This is a genomic window from Solwaraspora sp. WMMA2059 (assembly GCF_027497315.1).
In the GTDB taxonomy this organism is placed as follows: Bacteria; Actinomycetota; Actinomycetes; order Mycobacteriales; family Micromonosporaceae; genus Micromonospora_E.
In genome coordinates, this window is sequence record NZ_CP114908.1 from 3,198,626 (window position 1) to 3,219,092 (window position 20,467).

At 72.2% G+C, this 20,467-nt stretch carries 14 protein-coding genes and 1 pseudogene; 7 read left to right on the forward strand and 8 right to left on the reverse strand.

The window, feature by feature from the left end; translation table 11 throughout:
• Position 1: 1 nt before the first annotated feature.
• The 3 genes from O7553_RS14545 to O7553_RS14555 all read right to left on the reverse strand — a co-directional run bounded on the left by O7553_RS14545 (position 2) and on the right by O7553_RS14555 (position 4,658).
• Positions 2-415, reverse strand: coding sequence for a roadblock/LC7 domain-containing protein (locus tag O7553_RS14545; protein WP_348650068.1), 414 nt, complete (start codon positions 413-415; stop codon positions 2-4).
• A gap of 5 nt (positions 416-420) precedes the next feature.
• Entirely contained in the window at positions 421-3,141 is a 2,721-nt protein-coding gene (locus O7553_RS14550; protein WP_281555325.1) for a nitrate- and nitrite sensing domain-containing protein, read from the reverse strand.
• Between the two features lie 101 nt (positions 3,142-3,242).
• Positions 3,243-4,658: an FGGY family carbohydrate kinase gene (locus tag O7553_RS14555; RefSeq protein WP_281555326.1), complete on the reverse strand. Its 1,416-nt coding sequence runs from the start codon at positions 4,656-4,658 to the stop codon at positions 3,243-3,245.
• A 198-nt stretch (positions 4,659-4,856) separates the two neighbouring features.
• Between O7553_RS14555 and O7553_RS14560 the strand changes: the two genes are divergently transcribed.
• Entirely contained in the window at positions 4,857-6,914 is a 2,058-nt protein-coding gene (locus tag O7553_RS14560) for an anthranilate synthase family protein (RefSeq protein ID WP_281555327.1), read from the forward strand.
• Here the strand turns inward: O7553_RS14560 and wrbA are convergent.
• Positions 6,889-7,509, reverse strand: a complete 621-nt coding sequence (wrbA, locus tag O7553_RS14565) for an NAD(P)H:quinone oxidoreductase (RefSeq protein WP_281555328.1) — start codon at positions 7,507-7,509, stop codon at positions 6,889-6,891. The two genes, O7553_RS14560 and wrbA, sit on opposite strands and share 26 nt — an antisense overlap.
• A gap of 308 nt (positions 7,510-7,817) precedes the next feature.
• On the opposite strand from wrbA, the gene O7553_RS14570 reads away from it, so the two are divergent.
• A complete protein-coding gene (locus tag O7553_RS14570; RefSeq protein ID WP_281555607.1) occupies positions 7,818-8,252 on the forward strand; it encodes a hypothetical protein in 435 nt (144 codons plus the stop codon).
• Between the two features lie 16 nt (positions 8,253-8,268).
• On the opposite strand, the gene O7553_RS14575 is transcribed toward O7553_RS14570, so the two are convergent.
• The 3 genes from O7553_RS14575 to O7553_RS14585 all read right to left on the reverse strand — a co-directional run bounded on the left by O7553_RS14575 (position 8,269) and on the right by O7553_RS14585 (position 10,748).
• Complete coding sequence (locus O7553_RS14575) at positions 8,269-9,255, reverse strand: FAD-dependent oxidoreductase (RefSeq protein ID WP_281555329.1); 987 nt, start codon at positions 9,253-9,255, stop codon at positions 8,269-8,271.
• Between the two features lie 185 nt (positions 9,256-9,440).
• Complete coding sequence (locus O7553_RS14580) at positions 9,441-10,133, reverse strand: hypothetical protein (RefSeq protein WP_281555330.1); 693 nt, start codon at positions 10,131-10,133, stop codon at positions 9,441-9,443.
• Positions 10,134-10,202: 69 nt separating this feature from the next.
• Positions 10,203-10,748 carry a thioredoxin family protein gene (locus O7553_RS14585; protein WP_281555331.1) on the reverse strand — a complete coding sequence of 182 codons (546 nt, stop codon included), beginning with the start codon at positions 10,746-10,748 and terminating at the stop codon, positions 10,203-10,205.
• A gap of 101 nt (positions 10,749-10,849) precedes the next feature.
• Between O7553_RS14585 and O7553_RS14590 the strand changes: the two genes are divergently transcribed.
• A complete protein-coding gene (locus O7553_RS14590) occupies positions 10,850-11,728 on the forward strand; it encodes a CPBP family intramembrane glutamic endopeptidase (RefSeq protein WP_281555332.1) in 879 nt (292 codons plus the stop codon).
• Positions 11,729-11,827: 99 nt separating this feature from the next.
• Positions 11,828-13,093 (forward strand): FAD-dependent oxidoreductase, encoded by a 1,266-nt coding sequence (locus O7553_RS14595; protein ID WP_281555333.1) that lies wholly within the window; start codon positions 11,828-11,830, stop codon positions 13,091-13,093.
• Here the strand turns inward: O7553_RS14595 and O7553_RS14600 are convergent.
• Positions 13,081-15,753 carry a glucosidase gene (locus tag O7553_RS14600; RefSeq protein ID WP_281555334.1) on the reverse strand — a complete coding sequence of 891 codons (2,673 nt, stop codon included), beginning with the start codon at positions 15,751-15,753 and terminating at the stop codon, positions 13,081-13,083. The two genes, O7553_RS14595 and O7553_RS14600, sit on opposite strands and share 13 nt — an antisense overlap.
• A gap of 176 nt (positions 15,754-15,929) precedes the next feature.
• On the opposite strand from O7553_RS14600, the gene O7553_RS14605 reads away from it, so the two are divergent.
• The 3 genes and pseudogenes from O7553_RS14605 to O7553_RS14615 form a co-directional block, all read left to right on the forward strand.
• The gene (locus O7553_RS14605) at positions 15,930-17,861 is read left to right on the forward strand and encodes an amylo-alpha-1,6-glucosidase (RefSeq protein WP_281555335.1); all 1,932 of its coding nucleotides are present in this window, start codon (positions 15,930-15,932) and stop codon (positions 17,859-17,861) included.
• 150 nt (positions 17,862-18,011) lie between these two features.
• Entirely contained in the window at positions 18,012-19,346 is a 1,335-nt protein-coding gene (locus tag O7553_RS14610; RefSeq protein ID WP_281555336.1) for a glycosyltransferase family 4 protein, read from the forward strand.
• Between the two features lie 181 nt (positions 19,347-19,527).
• Positions 19,528-20,331, forward strand: a pseudogene (locus O7553_RS14615) (serine/threonine-protein kinase); the annotation flags it as partial.
• Positions 20,332-20,467 lie beyond the last annotated feature (136 nt).

Genomic DNA, 20,467 nt, shown 5'->3' on the forward strand with positions numbered 1-20,467 from the left:
CTCAGCGCGGCAGCGCCTGCTGCAGTTCGGCGCGCAGCGCCGGAGTCAGCATCTCACCGGCCTGCTTGGCCAACCGCGCCATCTCATAGCCGACCACACCGATGTCCGCATCGCCAGCAGCGAGGGTGGCGAGGATCGAACCGTCCCGGATATTCATGATCAGGAAGTAGCCGCGGCCCATCTCGACCACGGTCTGCTTCACCACGTCGTTGTCGAACATCTGGGCCGCACCACTGGTGATGCTCATCAGCCCGGAGGTCACCGCCGATAGCTTGTCGGCGTGGTCCCGGGGCAGATGTTCCGACACCGCGACCAGCAGACCGTCCGAAGACACCACGATGGCATGCGCGACACCCGGCACGCGCTCCGCGAACGCGCTCACCAACCAGCTGAGGTCGCGGGCCTCCTTGCTCAAAGTCTTCACTCTTGCTCCTCCTCACCACGGCGGCCGGCCGGCGCCAGGGTCATCTCGCTGGTGTCCTCGGACTCAGCCCGCCGCACACCGCCGTAGAAGCGGGACAGCACGCTACTGACCGCATCCGGATCCGGCTCGTCGACCGGCGCCGGAACGGGAGCTGCGGGAGATTCGGCGGGAACGGGCAACGAAGCCATCGGCACCCGTACCGGTAGTCCCTTGCTGCTGGTCCCGGCGGTTACCGGAACCACCGGCGGCGCTGGGGCGGGTGGCAGCGGAGCGACCGGTCCACGTTGACGTTCCCACCAGACGCTGCCGCCGCCGGCCGCGGCGCCGCCGGCCGCGGCGCCACCGGCGGAGGCGAGGATGGCCTCGGCCCGCGCCGGGGTGGGTCGGCGACCGCCGCGCCGGACCGCCACGGTCCGGTCACCGGCGGCCGGTCCGGCCGGCAGCGCGGTCATCTGACGCAACGCCGGTACCGCACGCGGCTGCTCGACCACAGCTGGTTGCGCAGGCACCACCGGAACCGGTTCGTCCGCCGGGATCGACGGACGAGCGGCCGGCGGGGCGAACGCCGGCCCACGACCACCCAACACAGCCGGTGGCCGGCCGGCCACCGGGTCACCGGCGCTGGCCCGCACCGCCGCGCCGACGGCACGCATCTCCCTGGTCGGGTAGTCGGTCGGGCTACGGCCGACCGACGCGACGTACGGCGAGTCCTCGTCCGGCGCCGCGAGCACCGTGCCGGGCAGCCACACGTTGGCCACCAGCCCCCGTTCGGCCGGCCGCAACTGCACCCGTACCCCTAGCCGGGCGGCCAGGTGGCTGACGACGAACAGCCCCATCCGCTCGGAGGCGGCGACGTCGGCGTCGGGCGGTTCGGCCAGGGTCGCGTTGGCCTGCTCGATCGCCTCGGCGGACATCCCCATCCCCTCGTCGGTGATCTCGATGAGAACCGACTGGGGCGCGTACTCGTGTCCGGTGACGTGCACGTTGGTGTACGGCGAGGAGAAGGCGGTGGCGTTCTCCAGCAGCTCTGCGAGCAGGTGCACCAGGTCGCCGACGGCGTGCCCGACGATGTGCAGCTTGTCCTCGACGTCGTGGCGGATCCGCGGGTACTGCTCAATCTCGGCAGCGGCGGCCAGAGTCACCGCCGACAGCGCCACCGGACGGCTCCACCGCCGGCTAGCCTCGGTCCCGGCCAGCACCAACAGGCTCTCGTCGTTGCGGCGCATCCGGGCAGCCAGGTGGTCGAGCTTGAACAGGTTGTCCAGCTGGTCCGGGTCGCCCTCGTCGCGTTCCAGCTCGTCGAGCAGCTCCAGTTGCCGTTCGACCAGCACCTGGCTGCGGCGGGCCAGGTTGACGAACATCGCATTGACGTTGCGGCGCATCACCGCCTGCTCCACCGCGACGGTCACCGCGCTACGGTGCACCGCGACGAACGCCTCGGCGACCTCACCGACCTCGTCGCGGGTGCGTACCGCCGCCGGAGGAATCTCGATCTGCGGGACCCCGGACTCCACCGAACGGAGCCGTTGCAGGGTGTCCGGCAGGTCGAGCTGGGCGACCTGCAACGCCTGGCTCCGCAGGACCCGCAGCGATCGGGCGATCGACCGCCCGATCGCCACCGAGGTGAACAACGCGATGAACAGCACCCCGAGCACCGCCCCGGCGACCAGCACTGTCCGTTGCAGCTGCTGGTCGCTGCGGGCATCGGCGAGGCTCACCGCGCTGCCCAGCACGCCCGACTCGACCTGACGCAGCAGCTGGTGGCGGTCCTGGCTGGCGGCCCACCAGGCGTCCGGTTCCAGCACCGCCGGGCTGGCGGCGCCACCGACGATGGTGGTTTCCTCCAGGTCCACCGCGGCGACGAACCGGGGGTCGGCGGCGGCCTGGCCGTACCGGGCGATCTGGTTGCCGGTCGCGGTCACCCGAAACTCGGCGAGCGCGGTCAGTTGCTGCGCCCGTAGGTCGGTCAGACTGACCTGGTCCTCGGGTCCGTACCGGCCGGCCCGGGCGGCGGCGTACAGCTGCGCCCGGACCCGGGAGCCGAGCTCCTTCACCCGGGCCAGCTGGACGCTGCGCAGCACCGCCTGGGTCAGCTCCGGCCGGTCCTGACCCGGCGACGGTTCGGCGAGCAGCTCCAGCAGAGTGTCGATGGCCCGGGTGTAGTTGCCGAACACGGTGTCGGCTCCGACCGCGCCGCCGGAGATGGACTCACGCAGCGGTGGCAGCTGGTCCAGCGATTCGAGCACCCGGCTGTAGGCGGTCTGCCAGGCCGCGTCCCCGCCGGCCTGTGGGCCGGCGGCGGCCAGGAAGTCGGCGATCCGGCGGTCGACGGCGTCGTAGTGCGGCTGCAGCGCCTCGACGCTGCGCTCCGGGTCGTACCCGGTGCCGCTCTGTCGGGCGGCGAGTTCGCCGGCGGTCCGGTCGCGTTCCTGCTGCAACTCGTGTACCAGCGCGGTGACCTGCTCGCCGATCTGGACCTGCCGGGCGAACTCGTTGAGTGCCGTCGCCTGGCCGACCAGTGAGCCGGTCTGCACCGAGGCGACCACCAGGAACGCCACCGACGGGACGACCAGCACCGCGGCGAGTTTCGCGCCCATCCGCCAGTCCCGTGGACGCAGCCGGAGCCGACGACGGTGTGGCGTCACACCGTCACCATTGGTCACGCGGCGGCGGGGGTACGGCACCGCGTTGTCGTACGGGCCACCGGGAGCAACCACCACGCCTCCTCGCCGTTTTCCCCGACACCGGCCAAGCCGAGGAGCGGGGTCCATCCAACCAGGCCACGTTCCGCTGTCAATGCGGCGACCTGCGGGAAGGCTCACGAAGGATACAGTGGCTGACTGGCGGGTAGCTTACCCGCCGACTCACCATCATCCGTCCGGCCGATGTCGCGTGCCGGCCCCGGCCCGTCGAACCGGCCGAGAGCGACCAGCGTGGCCCCAGTGGCACCGACCTCGGGCTCGGCCATATAGCGCACCTGACGCGGGGCGAGTGCCGCACCGAACGCCCTGCGCCACCAATCGGATGCGGAGAGTGCGCCGCCGCCGAGAACGACCTCGGTCACGGGGCCGTCCATCGTCGATTCGATCTCGTCCAGGTCACCTGCCACCTGCCGGCAGACGCCCTCCATCAGCCCGGCGAAGATGTCGACCGCTGTGGTGCCGAACCCCAGTCCGCGCAGCTCGCCGGAGCCGGCCGGGGCACGGCCCGGCGGGCGGTCGCCACCGAACCGGGGATCCGCAGGAACGCCCTCACCCGGCTCGATCAGATCCAGCGCCCGGTTCAGCTCGGCTCCCTGCGGCAGGCGCAGTTCCCGGTTCGCCCAGCTGTAGAGGTTGCCGCCGGCGGAGTAGGCCCGGCCGGTGACGATCCGGGTGTGGTCGACACGATAGCGCCACAGCTGTGCCGGCAATGGCGGCAACGGCACGCCCGGCGCAGCCAACTGGACCACCCGTACCGCAGCTGAGGTGCCGACCGTGACCGCAGCCCGGCTGGGGTCCAGGCATCCGGAGCCGATGTTGGAGGCGGCGCCGTCGCCGATCGTCGGGGTCCACGGCACGCCGGCCAACGCCGGCCAACGCCGGGCGAACTCGGCCCGCAGCTGCCCGCGCCAGTCCGCCGGGGCCAGCTCCGGAAGCTCACCAGGACGTACCGTGGCCAGCTGCACGGCCTCGGGGTCCCACTGCATGGTCACCAGGTCGAGCATGCCGGTGCCGGACGCCTGGGACACCGACATCGGCGCATGCCCGAGCAGACCGGCCAGCACGTACTCCGGCAGGCCGACGAAGCGCGCCGGCCGGCCGCCGCAGTGGCGGCGCAGCCACGGTAGTCGCACCGTCCAGTAGAAGCGGTGCCACCAGGTGCCGGTGCGCTGGTGGAAGTCGGCTTCGTCGGCCGGCGCGGCCGCACCGGGCAACGTGGCCGGTCGGGTGTCCAGCCAGGTCATCAGCGGGCCGATCGGGGCACCAGCGGGATCCAGCGGCAGCACCGAGTGCCACTGGGCCGCCGAGGCGACCAGGCCGACACCGTCGAGCCGGCCGGCCGAGTCGAGCTCGTCGATGCAGTCGATCAGAGCGGCCAGGTAGTCGGCCGGGTCAAGGGTGGCGGCGCCGTCCCGGTCGACCGCCAACGCCACCTTGCGGCGGGCCAACGCGTCCTGCTGCGGCACGGCCGCGTTGTCGAGGATCAGGCCGCGCACCGACGAGGTGCCGAGATCGAGGGCGAGGATGCTCATCGTCGATCACCGTACCCAGCCACGGTCCCGGACCGGTATGCTGGCGCCATGCTCGCGCTCACTCGCTGCTGGTGGCCCGCCGACCTGGCGGCCCCGCCGCGCGTCTAGCGCGAAACCATCCGGCCGCCCGTCGAGGCGGCCACCGGGACCCCACCCGGGCAGTTCCTCGCCGGGCCGCCCGAAGCCCGAGGGGACCCGATGACCGACCACCTGTCCAGCCTGCTGCGCGCCGTGCACGACGGCGTCGACCCAGGTCCGTTCGCGCTGCTGCGGCGCGACGGCGCCGACGTCATCGAACTGCTCCGTGGCACACCGCACCGCGCCGACCGGCTGGCGGACATCCCGCTGCCGGCCGGACCGACGAACCAGCCGGCGACGCTGGCGGTGGTCCCGTACCGGCAGATCGCCGAACGCGGGTTCGCCCACGTCGACGACGGGCTTCCGCTGGAGTGCATCCGGGTGTCGACCTACCGTCAGGTACCGGTCGCGGCGGCGGTCCGCGACCTGCCCGGCACGCCGGTGGCGACCGACGGCGGCGGCTTCGACATCGCCGACGACGAGTACGCCGACCTGGTGGCCCGGGTGCTGCGGGACGAGATCGGCAACGGTGCCGGCGCCAACTTCGTACTGCACCGCACCTACCGGGCCCGGCTGGTGGCACCGGGCGGGTCCGCCGCCGACCGGATGGGCCGCTCGGCGGCGCTGGTCGCCGGGCTGAGCGCGCTCCGCCGGCTGCTGTGCGACGAACTCGGCGCCTACTGGACGTTCCTGGTCTACACCGGCGAGCGGGTGCTGGTCGGCGCGACGCCGGAACGCCACGTCAGCGTGAGCGACGGACTGGCCATGATGAACCCGATCAGCGGCACCCTGCGGCATCCGCAGGGTGAGCCGGATCTCGCCACCGTGCTGTCGTTCCTCGACGATCCCAAAGAGGTCGAGGAGCTCTACATGGTGCTCGACGAGGAGCTCAAGATGATGGCGACGGTCGCCGAGCACGGCGGCCAGGTGATCGGCCCCTACCTGAAGCGGATGTCCCGGCTGAGCCACACCGAGTACCTGCTCGCCGGACGCAACTGCCACGACGTGCGGGAGGTGCTCCGGCAGACGATGTTCGCGCCGACCGTCACCGGCAGCCCGATCGAGAGCGCCTGCCGGGTGATCGCCCGGTACAGCCCCGGTGGACGCCGCTACTACGCCGGGGTGCTCGCACTGCTCGGCCACGACCTGGCCGGCGCGCAGACACTCGACGCCCCGATCCTGATCCGGGCCGCCGAGATCGATCTGACCGGGGAGATCCGCGTGCCGGTCGGCGCGACCCTGGTGCGTCACTCCACACCGTCCGGTGAGGTGGCCGAGACGCACGCGAAGGCGTCGGCGGTCCTCGCGTCGCTCGGGCTCGCCTCCGGTCCGGCCTCCACGCCCTTCTCCGGTCCGGACTCCGCACCGGCGGCGCCTTCGGACCGGCCGGCGGCCGACCGGGCCGTGACCTGCGGAATCGGGCTGCCGGCCGGGACTGCCGGCACCGGCGTCGCCGCCGCGCTCGCCCACCCCGAACACCCCACCGTGGTACGCGCGTTGGCCGCCCGCAACGACCGGCTGGCCCGCTTCTGGCTGGAGCAGCGGGTTTCCGGTGCGGTGGCCGAGTCCCGGTTGACCGATCTGGACGTGTTGGTCCTGGACGCCGAGGACAGCTTCACCGGCATGCTCGCCCACCTGCTGCGGGCGCTCGGCGCGGCGGTCCGGCAGGTCCGCTGGGACCGGATCGCGACGGTAGACCTGGCAACCGCGGACGTCCTGGTCGCCGGGCCCGGCCCGGGTGACCCGACCGATCCGGCGCAGCCCCGGATGGCGGTGCTGCGCCGGGTCGTGGAGGCCGCGCTGCACCGTGGGCAGCCGCTGCTCGGCATCTGTCTGGGCCACCAGGTGCTTGCCGACCGGCTCGGCCTGGCGGTGACCCGGCGGCCACTGCCCAGCCAGGGACTGCAGCGGGAGATCGACCTTCTCGGTGTCCCGCGCCGGGTCGGCTTCTACTCAAGTTTCACCGCCAGCAGCGCCACCGCGAGCCTGCCCACTCCGTACGGGCAGGTCCGGCTGTGCCGGGACGAGACCGACGGCGCGGTGCACGCGCTGGTCGGCCCGCGTTTCGCCGGGGTGCAGTTCCATCCCGAGTCGGTACTCAGCCCGGACGGCTTGGACGTACTGCGGGACCTGCTGGTCGATCTGGTCGCGGTCAACCGGCGGCCAGACCGCGTTTGACCGCCGCAGCGATGTCGACCACCCGCCGGGCGGTCAGGGCGGTCGCGGTCAGCGCCGCCTCGTCCGGCGGGATCTCGCCGTTGTTGCTGGTGTGGGAGGCGCCGTACGGATTGCCGCCGACGAACTGGCTCGGCTCCACGTAGCCGGGGGTGACCACGATGCCGCCCCAGTGGTAGACGACGTTGTACAGCGACAACAGCGTCGCCTCCTGTCCGCCGTGCGCGGTGGCGGTCGAGCAGAACCCGGAGAACACCTTGTTGACCAGGACCCCCTTGGCCCACAGCGGCCCGCTGCCGTCGATGAACTGCTTCAGCTGCGCGGCCATCACCCCGTACCGGGTCGGGGTGCCGAAGATGACCGCGTCCGACCAGGCCAGATCGTCGATCTCGGCCTCCATCACGTCCTCGGCTTCCAACCGGTGCGCGTGCCAGCCGGAGTTGGACCGGATCGCCTCCTCGGGGGCGAGCTCGCGGGCCTTGCGCAGCCGCACCTGCGCCCCGGCCTTCTCCGCAGCCTCCACGGCGGCCTGCGCCATCTGGTACGTGGTCCCCGTGGCGCTGTAGTAGATCACCGACAGGTTGATCGGGTCGTCCATCGATAGCTCCTTCGGCTCGGGTCTGCCCCCGGTACCGCGCTACCCGTTCGTTGCGCCGGCAAACACCGGTGCCGGCATCGGCCCGGACGGTGCCCGCCGATCCGTCCGGTGCCGGGAGCGCGGCGCCCGCGCAGCCGGTCCGTTCACAACGCTGGATCCGGGATCGTGAACGAACGGACCCTGGGCGACGCGTGAACAGGGTAGGTAGTTTTCGTTACGACTCGGTCGCCGCCGCCGACCCGCTCTTCCCGCCGGTACGCCCGCCGACCGTCCGGCGCACCCCGCCGTCGATCTTTGAGGAGGTCCTGATGCGTGACCGTCAGGCGCTCGCGTTGGCGTTCGATGTCCCGGGCCTGCCACCACTGAAGAATCAGACACTGTCCATCTTCACCGCCGGTAATCGGCAGGCGGCGCGGGTCCGTACCCTGCTGACCGCAGCGTGCGACGCGGCGCAGCGCAGCGGCTGGACGCCGCTGGCCGATCCGGTTGCGCTGGAGGTCGTGGTACGTCGTCCGAGCGGGCACCAGTTCGGCTACGCGACGAACTTCCTCGGCGGCATCGGCGACGTACTGCAGGACAAGCGCCACGAACCGGCCGGCACCGTCGCCCACCTCGGCGTCCTCGTCGACGTGGCGCTGTTTGTCACCGACCGGCAGATCCAGCGGATCTGCTACCGCGAGGAGTACGCCGACGAGCCGTCGTACCAGGTGACGGTCACCGCGCTCGACCAGCCCGACGGCTGAAGGCGGCCCGGCGCCGTCACGCAGGCTCGACCGCGAGCGACGCCACCTCGTCGGCGCAGCCCCAGCTCAGCGTCACGCCGGCACCGCCGTGGCCGTAGCAGTGAATCAGCTGCGTGACCCCGGCGGGCGGCGCGGGATCGGCCTCCACCCGGGCACCGCCGTGCCGCCCAGGCCGCAGGCCGACCCGCTGGGCAAGGACCGCCGCACCGGCCAGCTCGGGAACGAGTGCGGCGCAGCGGGCCCGGATCGCCCGGCTCGTCGCCGGGTCGGGCAGTTCGCCGTCGACGCCTGGCTCGAAGGTGCCGCCGAGCACGACGTCGCGTCGCCGGGGGTGCACGTACGTGGCGCCGTCGGGGTGGTCTTCGTCGCGTACCGAGGTGGCGATGCCTGGATTGGCCACCAGCACCACCTGGCCGCGGATCGGATGTACCGCCGGATCGGCGGCCAACCGACCGGCGGCCAGGCCGGTGGCGTTCACCACCACCGGCGCCAGCTGGCCCGCCTCGGCCAGATTGCACAGGTCACGCTGGCGCAGGACGCCGCCAGCGGAGACGAACCGTCGGGTGAGCCAGTCCAGGTACGGTCGCATCTCCACGGTGGGCACCGTGCACCGCCACTCGGCAACCACCTCACCGGCCGGACCGGCGCCGGTGGCCGGCACCACCGGGGTGACCGGGCAGTAACGCAGGTCGGGAACGGCCGCCGCCCACCACGGTGGATCGTCGACCGGGGTACGCAGCAGCATCCGGGTCGGTCGCATCACCACCCCCGGGACCGGCTGCCGGGCCTGGTCGGCCAGTTCGTCGAAGGTGCGACGGGCCCAGTCGAGCACCCGGGACGTGCCGTCGGTCCGGGTCGGGTACCAGACCGCGGCGGCCACCGCCGACACGGTCTGCTCGACGGGGTGGGCGGTGACCACGGTCACCCGTAGTCCCCGTTGCTGCAGCCGGACGGCACAGCTGAGCCCGATGATGCCGGCTCCGACCACCACCGCGTCAGACACCGTCTCTCCTGTCTGTCCCGTCCGCCCGGTCGGTCCGCTCCGGGCGGTACCCGTACCCGCCGGGCCACATCCTGCCGGACCGGGTCACGGTCCGTACGACGGCCCCAGCCGCAGCGGCCCCGCGACAGCCTCAACCCGCAGCGGCCCCGTGACAGCCCCAGCCGGAAGCGGTCAGCGGTCAGCGGTCAGTACCCGACGTCGACGGCGACGATGAACCGGCCGTCGAGGCCGACCTCGGCGACCCGTACCGGCGGCGGCTGGTCGGGCCCGTCGGCCGGGTCGAGACCCAGACCGTAGGTGACCCGGCCCTCGTAGTCGCCGGCGAACCCGTAGCCACGCAGGCTGCCCAGCCGCAGCTGGGTGCCGGGCGATCGGCGGACCGACGTCCGGCCGTACGCGTCGTGTGCCTGCGCGGTGACGAACCGAATCTGCAGAAAGCAGTCGCCGGGCAGGTCGACCGGCTCACCCGTGCCGTCGAAGACGATCCGTGGCTGGTAACCGACCTCGTAGGACGGAAATCCGGACCGGAACACGAACGAGATCCGGCTGTACGCCGGGTCGGCGTCGGCGTGGTCGGTGGCTTCGACCTCCACCAGGTACGGCAGCGGCGGAGCCGGCCGGGGTGCGACCGGCGGATGGACGCCGTTGCGGATCACGACGGTCTGCGACGGCACCGACCAGCCGTACCGCACCCGGCGCTCGCCCGGGCCGGGGCCGTTGGTTCCGTCCGGTCCCCCCGGTCCGCTCCAGCCTGGGTCCACCACCACGGGTGACTCCCGCTGGCCGACGCCGGCTCCCGTCGGGTCGGCCGCGGTGCAGCCGGCGGCGGCCAGCAGTGCGGCGAGGCTGAGGATCAGCGGTACGCGCAGATGGGTCATACCGGACTGACGCGCGGCCGCCGATCGGGGTTTACCAGGGGCCGGAAGCCGCCCGCACCGACGGTCCGGTCAGGATCGCCACTTGATCGAGCAGCCCATGCTGGGCTGGTGCGGCTCGGGTACCGGCTGCCCGGCCAGCACCAGTTCGATCGCGGCCCGCAGCGCCGCCCCGGTGACCGGCTTGCCATTGCCCGGGGTGGAGTCGTCGAACGCGCCCCGGTAGGCCAGGGTGCGGTCGGCGCCGTACAGGAAGAAGTCCGGTGTGCACACCGCCTGGTAGGCGCGCCCGATCTGCTGGGTGGCGTCGACGAGGTACGGGAACGTCCAGCCGGCCCGCTGGGCCTGCGCGGCGAGTTGCGCGGGGGCGTCATCGGGGTAGGCGTCGACGTCGTTGGTGCAGATGCCGACGACTGCCAGGTTCGGGAACTCGGCGAGCACCTTGGCGAGTCCGACCTCGACATGCTTCACGTAGGGACAGTGGTTGCAGACAAAGGCGACGAGCAGCGCCGGGGCGTCGGCGAAGTCGTCGCGGCGGACCACGTGACCGGAGACGTCCGCCAGCGCGAAGTCGGGCGCGGGGGTGCCCAACGGCACCATCTCTGAGGTGACAGCCATGCCCGCCACCCTACCCGTGCGGTCGGCCAGGGCAGCGACAGTGCCATCTCGAGGCGGTACGCGCATACGTCGGGATGCGACCGCTGGCTACCCTCGGCGCCATGCCGTCACGCGTCGTCGCACCGGACCGGCTGTTGACCGGGTTCGGCCTGACGATGATCGGCGGCGCACCGCTGTGGCTACTCGCCACCGAGCGTAGCGAATTGACGACCTCGGCGGACGTCGAGGCGTCCCCGGTGACGGTCGCCGCGGTGGTGGTGCCGTTGGTCGCCGGGATGCTGCTGGCCAGGCTGGTGCCGCCGCGACTGCCGGTGTTGCGCCCGGCGGTTGCCGACGCGCGGGCGGCCCTCACCCGGCAGGTGGTCGGCCTGGGCGCGGTCGCGGTGGCGTTCGCCACGCTGGCGTTGCCCCTCGGGCCGGGAAGCGTCTGGTACGGCCCGGTGAAGGTCGCACTGCTGCTCGGCGGCGCATGGTGGGTGCTGCGGACCTGGCCGGCAGCACCGCCCGGCGGTCGGGAGCATCGACGGGCGCTCCCGGGGCGCTGGTACTGGCTGGGCCCAGTGCCGGCGGTCGTCGGCTGGGCCTGGTTGGCGTACCACAGCCCGCTGGCCGGACCGTCCGACCTGTCCGGCTACCGGGCGTACGACCCGATGGTCCTGCTCGCGGCAATGCTGCTGACCTTCCTGACCGCGAGTGTGCTGGAGGAGGTCTTCTACCGGCTGCTGCTGCAGACGCGGTTGGAGGCGCTGCTCGGCCGCTGGCCGGCGATCACCGCGACCGCGCTGCTGTACGCGGCGATGCACACCCATCGGGTCGGCACCGGCCCGCTGGCCGACACGGTCGCGGTGGTGCTGATGTTCAACGGCGGTCTCGGCCTGTTCCTCGGCTACCTGTGGTCGAGGTACCGCAACGTGTGGGCGATCGTCGCCGTGCACGGTGCGGTCAATTCGCTCACTCTGCTGCCGCTGCTCGTCGGCTGACCCGCCCGCGTTCAGTCGATCGGTGTCGTTGCCCACACCCGGTCCGATGAGTCGGACGGATTGCCGTGGTCGCGCTATCGTCGATTTATTCAACGCCTGATGAAATCGATGGAGGTGGTCGCGTTGGACACTGACACCGCCGACTGTGTGGTCTCCGGTGGTGGACCGGCCGGCATGATGCTCGGCCTGCTGCTGGCCCGAGCCGGGGTACGGGTCGTCGTCTGCGAGAAGCACGAGGACTTCCTGCGGGACTTCCGCGGCGACACCGTGCACCCGTCGACGTTGCGGCTGCTCGACGAGCTCGGCCTCGGCGACGAGTTCGCCGCCCTGCCACAGAGCCGGATCCACGAGGTCGCCTTTCCAACCGGCGACGGCCGGCGGATCGTCATCGGAGATCTACGCCGGTTGCACACCCCGCACCCGTACATCGCGATGGTGCCGCAGTGGGACCTGCTCAACCTGCTGGCCAGGGCGGCGTCGGCCGAGCCGACCTTCACCCTGCGGATGGGGACCGAGGTGACCGGCCTGCTGCACGACGGTAACCGGGTCGCCGGGGTGCGCTACCGGACCACGGACGGCGCGACCGGCGAGATCCGGGCCGCGCTGACCGTGGCCTGCGACGGACGCTGGTCGACCCTACGGCGGGCGGCCGGGCTGCGGCCCCGCGAGTTTCCGGTGCCGATCGACGTCTGGTGGTTCCGGCTGCCCCAGCGGGACACCGACGACCTGTCGGGCCTGGTACCGGCCGCCGGCCACGGCGCGATGGTCGTGGTGTTCCCCCGGGAGAGCCACCTGCAGGTCGCCTATATCGCCCGCAAGGGGACCGACGCCGAGCTGCGCAGCCGCGGGCTGGCGGCGTTCCAGCGTCAGGTGGCCACCGTCGCGCCCCGGCTCGCCGACCGGCTCGACGCGCTGACCAGCATGGACGACGTCAAACATCTGGACGTACGGGTGAACCGGCTACGCCGCTGGCACCGCGACGGCCTGCTCTGCATCGGTGACGCCGCCCACGCCATGAGCCCGGTGGGCGGGGTCGGGATCAACCTCGCCGTCGCCGACGCCGTCGCGGCGGCGACCCGGCTGGCCGGGCCGCTGCGCCGGGGCCGGATCACCCCGGCGGAGCTGGCCACGGTACGGGCCCGCCGGGCCCTGCCGACCGTCGTGGTGCAGACCCTGCAGCAGGTGATGCACCGCACCGTGGTGCGGCCGATCCTGGAGGGTCGACGGGGCGGCCCTCCGGCACCGCTGCTGGCCCTGATGCGCCGGTTCCCACCGGCGTCGCTACTGCCCGCCTACCTGATCGGCATCGGACCGCGTCCCGAGCACGCACCCGGGTACGCCCACCGGCGGGTTCAGCCCGGCTGAGCCCCCCGATCGGCCCGCACCGTCAGGATCAGGTCGGCGACCAGCGCCGTCCAGCCGGTCTGGTGCCAGGCGCCCAGGCCGGCGCCGTTGTCGCCGTGGAAGTACTCCGGGAAGGCGATCAGGTCCCGCCAGTCGGGGTGCTGCTGGAACGTCTCGGCGGCGCCGTAGATCGGCCGCCGGCCGTACCCGTCGCGCAGGAACAGCGAGATCAGCCGGTGCGACAGGTCGTCGGCGATCGCGTTGAGGGTGCGCTTGGAGCCGGACCGGGTCGGGTACTCGATCAGCAGGTCGTCGCCGAAAAAGGTGGCGAAGTCGCGCAACGCGCAGACCAGCAGGTAGTTGGTGGGCATCCAGATCGGGCCCCGCCAGTTGGAGTTGCCGCCGAACAGCCCGCTGGCCGACTCGGCCGGCTCGTAGCCGACGGTGAAGTCCTGTCCGCCGAGGGAGACGGTGAACGGCTCGTCGAGGTGCCGCCGGGACAGGGTACGCAGCCCGTACGGGGAGAGGAACTCCTCCTCGTCGAGCATCGGGGCGAGGATCCGCACGATCTGCTCCGGGCCGACCATCGACAGCAGCCGGTGCTGCCGGCCGTCGCCGGCCAGCCGGCGGGCGCCGATCACGTCGGCGTACTCCGGTTTGTTGGTCAGGAACCAACGCAGCCGGGCCGCCAGCTCCGGCAGCCGGGCCAGGGTGCCGGAGTGCAGCGTGGTGGTGGCGGCCAGCGGCAGCAGGCCGACCACGGACCGTACCTTCAGCGGCAGGGTGTCGCCGTCGGGCAGCCGCAGCTGGTCGTAGAAGAACGAGTCCTCCTCGTCCCACAGCCCCTGGTCGTACGCGGCGGCGGCGATGTAGGCGAAGTGTTCCAGGAACTTGGTGGCGATGTCGGTGTAGGTGTGGTCGTGCACCGCCAGGGTCAACGCCATGTCCAGCATGTTCAGCGCGTACGTCGCCATCCAGCCGGTGCCGTCGGACTGCTCCAGCACCCCGGCCACCGGCAGCGCGGCGGACCGGTCGAACGGCCCGACGTTGTCCAGCCCGAGGAAGCCGCCCTCGAAGACGTTGTTGCCGTTGATGTCCTTGCGGTTGACCCACCAGGTGAAGTTGAGCAGCAGCTTGTGCATGATCCGGGCGAGGAACTCGAAGTCGCGCCGGCCGTCGATGTCGAACACCCGCAGCGCCGCCCAGGCGTGCACCGGTGGGTTGACGTCGGCAAAAGCCCACTCGTACGCCGGGATCTGCCCGTTGGGGTGCATGTACCACTCGCGCAGCAGCAACAGCAGTTGGTCCTTGGCGAACTGCGGGTCGACCCGGGCCAGCGTCGAGCAGTGGAACGCCAGATCCCAGGCGGCGTACCAGGGATACTCCCAGGGGTCCGGCATGGAGATGACGTCGAAGCTGTTCATGTGCCACCAGGCGGCGTTGCGGCCGTGGCCGCGCCCGTCCGGCGGCGGCGGGCTGGCCGGGTCGCCGGCCAGCCACTGGGCGACGTCGAAGTGGTAGAACTGCTTGCCCCAGAGCACACCGGCGAATGCCCGGCGGGCGACGAGACGTTCGTCGTCAGTGGCGGCGGCCGGAATGACGGTGTCGTAGTAGCGGTCCGCCTCGGCGTGCCGGGCGGCCAGCGTCGCGGCGTGCCCGGCACCGAGGTTGAGCCGGGGCGGCGGGTTGTTGCCCGGCGGCGGCGCGGTCAACGTCAGCCGCAGCCGGATCCGGTCCTCGCCGCCGGCCGGCACGTCGAGGACGTAGTGCAGTGCGCCCTTGGTGCCGGTCAGCTCCGGGTTGACCGTGTCGGCGCCGTCGACGACGTGGTCGTTGATGCCGTCCTTCGGGTACGGGGTACGCGACGGCTGGCCCCAGAGCCGCTCGGCGTTGCTGTCGTTGTCGCACAGCAGCGGGGTGGGGTCGCCGTCGCCCTGCAGCACCAGCTGCCCGAGCACCCAGTGGTGGCCGACCAGGCGGTCGCCGTCGCCGGTGAGCACCGGGATCTGGTCGCGGCCGGGCAGCCCCCACCCCCAGGTGTTGCGGAACCACAGGCTGGGCAGGACGTGCAGTCGGGCATCGGCGTCGCCCCGGTTGGCCACGGTGATCTCGATGCACATGTCGGTCGGCCCCGCCTTGGCGTAGTCGACGGTTACCGCCCAGTACCGGTCGTCGTCGAAGATGCCGGTGTCGACCAGTTCATACTCGGTCTCGTCGCGGCCGCGCATACCGTTGACCGCGACGAGATCGTCGTACGGAAAGGCGGCCTGCGGATAGTGGTAGCGCCAACGCATCCAGGAGTGGGTGGGCGTGGAATCCTCGTACCACCAGTAGTCCTTCGCGTCCTCGCCGTGGTTGCCGCCGTCGCCACCCAGGCCGAACATACGCTCCTTGAGGATCGGGTCCTCGCCGTTCCACAGCGCCAGGCCGAAGCAGAACGTCTGCCGGTCGTCACAGACGCCGGCCATGCCATCCTCGTTCCAGCGGTACGCCCGGGATCGGGCATGATCATGCGGAAAGTAGTCCCACGCCGTACCGTGCTCGCTGTAGTCCTCCCGTACCGTTCCCCATGCCCGCTCTGACACGTAGGGCCCCCATGCCCGCCACGGTTGCTCACCCGCGTCGGCTTCCGCCAATCGGGTGCGCTCCGGATCACGATACGTCCGCCTGGAGTTGACCATGTCGGTCATTCTTCCTGGGACGTGTTTCCGGCACTTGTCGGACCGTCACCTTGCCGGCACACCAGCGCCGTTTCGCCGGCCCGACCGCCCAGCACGCCCGCCGTACCACCGCCCCAGCCCTGTCCCGCCACCGGCCCGCAGCCCGCTCGCGCCGGTCGACCAGCCATGGAGGAACATTGCTCGACATCAGCTTCGGCCCGCAGGTCTGCGGCGACCTGGCCGCCGGAGCCAGCCGGGAGTGGCTGGTCACCGACGGCCGGGGCGGCTACGCGATGGGCACGGTCAGTGGCCTGCGCACCCGGCGTTACCACGGCCTGCTGGTGGTCGCCGGCACCACCCCGGCGGCCCGGCGGATCGGACTGGTCAGCCTCGACCCGGCGGTCACCCTGCCGTCCGGCGCGCAGGTCCGCCTCGGCGTACACGAATGGTCGTCCGGCGTGGTCGACCCGCCCGGTCACACCCTGCTGGAGCGGTTCGACCTGACCGACGGGGTGCCGCGCTGGCGGTGGCGGATCGGCGACGTGGTGATCGAACGGGAGATCGCGATGACGCACGGCTCGCCGTGCGTGGCGGTCACCCACCGGCTGGTCAGCGGCGGACCGGTCACCCTCACCCTGGCTGCGGTGACCACCTGGCGGGACGCGCACGGCGAACGGGACGGGCAGGCTCCCCCGCCGAGGATGGACAACGTCGACGGCGGGACGGTGGTCGAGGGCGCGTTCCGGCTACACGGACCGGACTGGGTGCCGGCGGGAACCTGGTGGGACGGCGTGTACCACCGTGAGGAGGCGACGCGCGGGCTGCGGGCCGAGGAGGACCTGTGGTACGCGGGCAGCTTCACCGCCACCCTCGACGGTCCCGGCGCGGTGGCCGAGGTGACCGCGTGGGCGGAGCAGCTGGAGCAGTCCCCGGCACCAGCGGCCGAGATCGTCGCCGCCGCCCGGGCCCGGAACCGGGCGGTGGTGGCGGCCGCGAAACCCGCCGACGCCGTCGGTGCCACCCTGGCCCTGGCCGCCGACGCGTTCGTGGTGCGCACCGGCACCGGGCCGGACGTGGTGGCCGGCTACCCGTGGTTCGGGGCGTGGTCGCGGGACACGATGACCTCGTACGAGGGCCTGTTCCTGGCGACCGGGCGGGCCGACGAGGGACGTGAGCTGCTGCGCGGCTACGCGGCGACGCTGTCCGAGGGGATGCTGGCGAACACCGCCGACACCGGGCACGTGGAGTACAACACCGTCGACGGCACCCTGTGGTTTCTGCACGCGGTGGACCGGCACGTCACCGCGACCAGCGACATCGACCTGGCGGCCGAGCTGCTGCCGGCGCTGCGCGAGGTGGTCGCCGCGCACCTGCGCGGCACCCGGTTCGGCATCCGGGTCGACGAGGCCGACGGGCTGCTCACCGGCGGCACCGGCGGCGAGGCTCTGACCTGGATGGACGCCCGGGTGTACGGGGTGCCGATCACCTCCCGGGAAGGCAAGCCGGTCGAGGTGAACGCCCTGTGGGTCAACGGGCTGGCGGCGGTGAGCGAACTGGCGCAGCTGGTGGACGGCGACCCGGGGGCGGCGGCGAGCCTGTACCCGAAGGCGCAGGAGTCGTTCCGGGCCCGCTACCCGGCCCCGTCGGGCTGGCTCTACGACGTGCTGGACACCCCGGCGCAGTACCCGCTGGGCGGGGATCCGCACGCAGACGACGACGCGCTGCGCCCGAACCAGCTGCTCGCCTGGTCGCTGCCGTACGCCCCGTTGGAGCCGGACCCGGCACCGCTGCGGGCGATCGGCGCTGCGCTGCTGACCCCGCTGGGTCTGCGCAGCCTGGCGCCGGACTCAGCCGGCTACCTCGGGCAGCACCGGGGCGGTCCTGCCCGCCGTGACGGTGCCTACCACCAGGGCACGGTATGGCCGTGGCTGATCGGCCCGTACGTGTCGGCGGCCCGGCGGTCCGGTCTGGACGTCTCCGACGTGTTCCTCGGGCTGACCGCCCACCTGAGCGAGTACGGGCTCGGCTCGGTCAGCGAAACGGCCGACGGGGATCCGCCACACGGCGCCACCGGCTGCCCGTTCCAGGCGTGGTCGGTAGCCGAACTACTGCGGGTCCGACAAGTCTGATCAGTTCCTGTTACATCAGCGCAACGCGAATGTCTTCCCTGGTTATCCCGTTGCCGGCAGTATCGTCGGCAACCCAAAGACGCGTCAGCACCCGCAATAGGTGTCTGGTCGCGCATGTCCGCGCCGATTTGAATTGAGGGGGGTCTGTCGATGTCACCTGCCGCCGACGTGATCGACATCCGCGCACCACGATCGCAGCGGATTCTGATGCTGTCCTGGGAGTACCCACCTGTCGTGGTGGGCGGACTGGGCCGGCACGTGCACGCCCTCTCCGTCGCCCTGGCCAACGCCGGCCACGAGGTCACCGTCGTCACCCGCCACGCCACCGGCGCCCCCCTCGAGGAATACGCCGACGGCGTCCGCATCATCCGCGCCGCCGAGGACCCACCCCTGTTCCCCCTGGCCACCCCCAGCCTCCTCGCCTGGACCATGGCCTTCAACCACACCCTCACCCGCGCCGCACTCCGCGCCACCCAGACCGCCGAATACGACGTCATCCACGCCCACGACTGGCTCGTCACCCACACCGCCGTCACCCTCAAGGAACACCTCGACATCCCCCTCGTCGCCACCATCCACGCCACCGAGGCCGGCCGCCACCAGGGCTGGCTCCCCGACGAGATGAACAAGTCCATCCACTCCATCGAACACTGGCTCGGCCACGAGTCGTGCCGGGTGATCGCCTGCTCCGGCTACATGCGCTGGGAGGTCAGCCACTTGCTGGAGCTGCCGGCGTCGCGGGTGGACGTGATCGCCAACGGGGTGAACGACCGGGTGTGGCGCTCGTCGACGCGGGCGGTGGCGGCGGCCCGGGAGCGGTACGCCGCCGATGGGCCACTGATCGGTTTCGCCGGCCGGCTGGTCTACGAAAAGGGCGTCCAGCACCTGATCGCGGCGCTGCCCTGGCTGCGCCAGCGCCATCCCGGGCTGCGGGTGATCGTCGCCGGTGACGGGCCGTACCGGGGTGAGCTGCAGGCGCAGGCCGCGCGGCTCGGCGTCGCCGATCTGATCTATTTCGCCGGGTTCATGACCGAGTCGCAGCTGCCGGCGGTGCTGGGCGCCACCGACGCGACCGTGGTGCCGAGCCTCTACGAGCCGTTCGGCATGGTGGCGTTGGAGGCGGCGGCGGCCGGCGCGCCACTGGCGGTGTCGGCCACCGGCGGGCTCGCCGAGATCGTCGAACCCGGCGTGACCGGTACGACGTTCCGGCCGCAGGATCCGCACGGGCTGGCCCAGGCAGTGCACACGCTGCTCTCCGACGAGCTGTTCGCCCGGCGGGTGGCCCGGTCGGCCCGGCAACTGGTGACCCGGCGGTACGGCTGGGCGACGATCGCGGCGCAGACCGCCGCCACGTACGCCGCCGCGGTCCGCGAGGCGCCGGGCTTCAACACCCGGCGGGCGGCCGCTCAGCTGGCCGGCGGCGCGGCCAAACTCGTCGTGCCGGACGGCAACCTGCTCGCGGCGGTCGGAGGTGCCGTCTCGTAGGCGTACCCGGCGGCTCGTCGACACACTCAGCTACTCGTCGACGGACTCGGCTGCTCGGTGGCCACTCGGCTGTTAGGTCACCCGGCGCAGCGAAACGGCTGATGGTCGCCACTTCTCCAGCTGATCCGGCATCGTCAGCCCACAACTACTGTATGCAGTCGTGGGCTGACGATGGGAGACGGTGATCGTGCGACCGCAGCTGATCGCGGACCGCTACCGGCTCGTGCGTCCGGTCGGCAGCGGCGGGATGGGACGTGTCTGGCTGGCCCGCGACGAGGTCCTGCACCGCGACGTCGCGGTCAAGGAGGTGCTGCCCCCGGACTGGATGAACGACACCGAACGCGAGGCGCTGCGCCGCCGTACGCTGCGGGAGGCGCGCAGCGCCGCCCGGCTCAACCACCCCAACGTGGTCCGCATCTACGACGTACGGCACGTCGCCGGCTGCCCGCTGATCGTGATGGAGTACGTCCGGTCCCGCTCGCTGCACCAGGTCGTCGCAGAGGACGGCCCGCTGCCGCCGGTACGGGTCGCGGCGATCGGCCGGCGGGTGCTGGCCGCGCTGCGGGCCGCGCACGGCCACGGGGTCCTGCACCGCGACGTCAAGCCGCACAACGTGCTGATCGGCGACCGGGGCCGGGTGGTACTGACTGATTTCGGACTCGCCACCCTGGACGGCGACGGCTCGATCACCCGGACCGGGATGGTGATCGGCTCGCCGCAGTACATCTCGCCGGAACGCGCCCGGGACGGGGCGTCCACCGTGGCAGCCGACCTGTGGTCGCTCGGCGCCACGCTGTACGCCGCCGTCCAGGGCCGTCCCCCGTACGCCCGGTCCACTCCGATGGCGACGCTGACCGCGCTGGCCACCGCGCCACCGGACCCGGCGACCCGGGCCGGGCCGCTGCGGCCGGTGCTCGCCGGTCTGCTGCGCCGCGACCCGAGACGACGGCCCGACGTGGACGAGACCGACCGGATGCTGCGCCGGGTGACCTCCGGCGCCCCGCCCGGTACCACCGCCGTGACCTGGCCCCGGCTGCGCGACGTGGCCGCGCGGTTACGGGTCCCCGGCGCCCTGACCCGGTAGGGTCGGCCGCGACGATCATTCACACCCTGGAGTACGC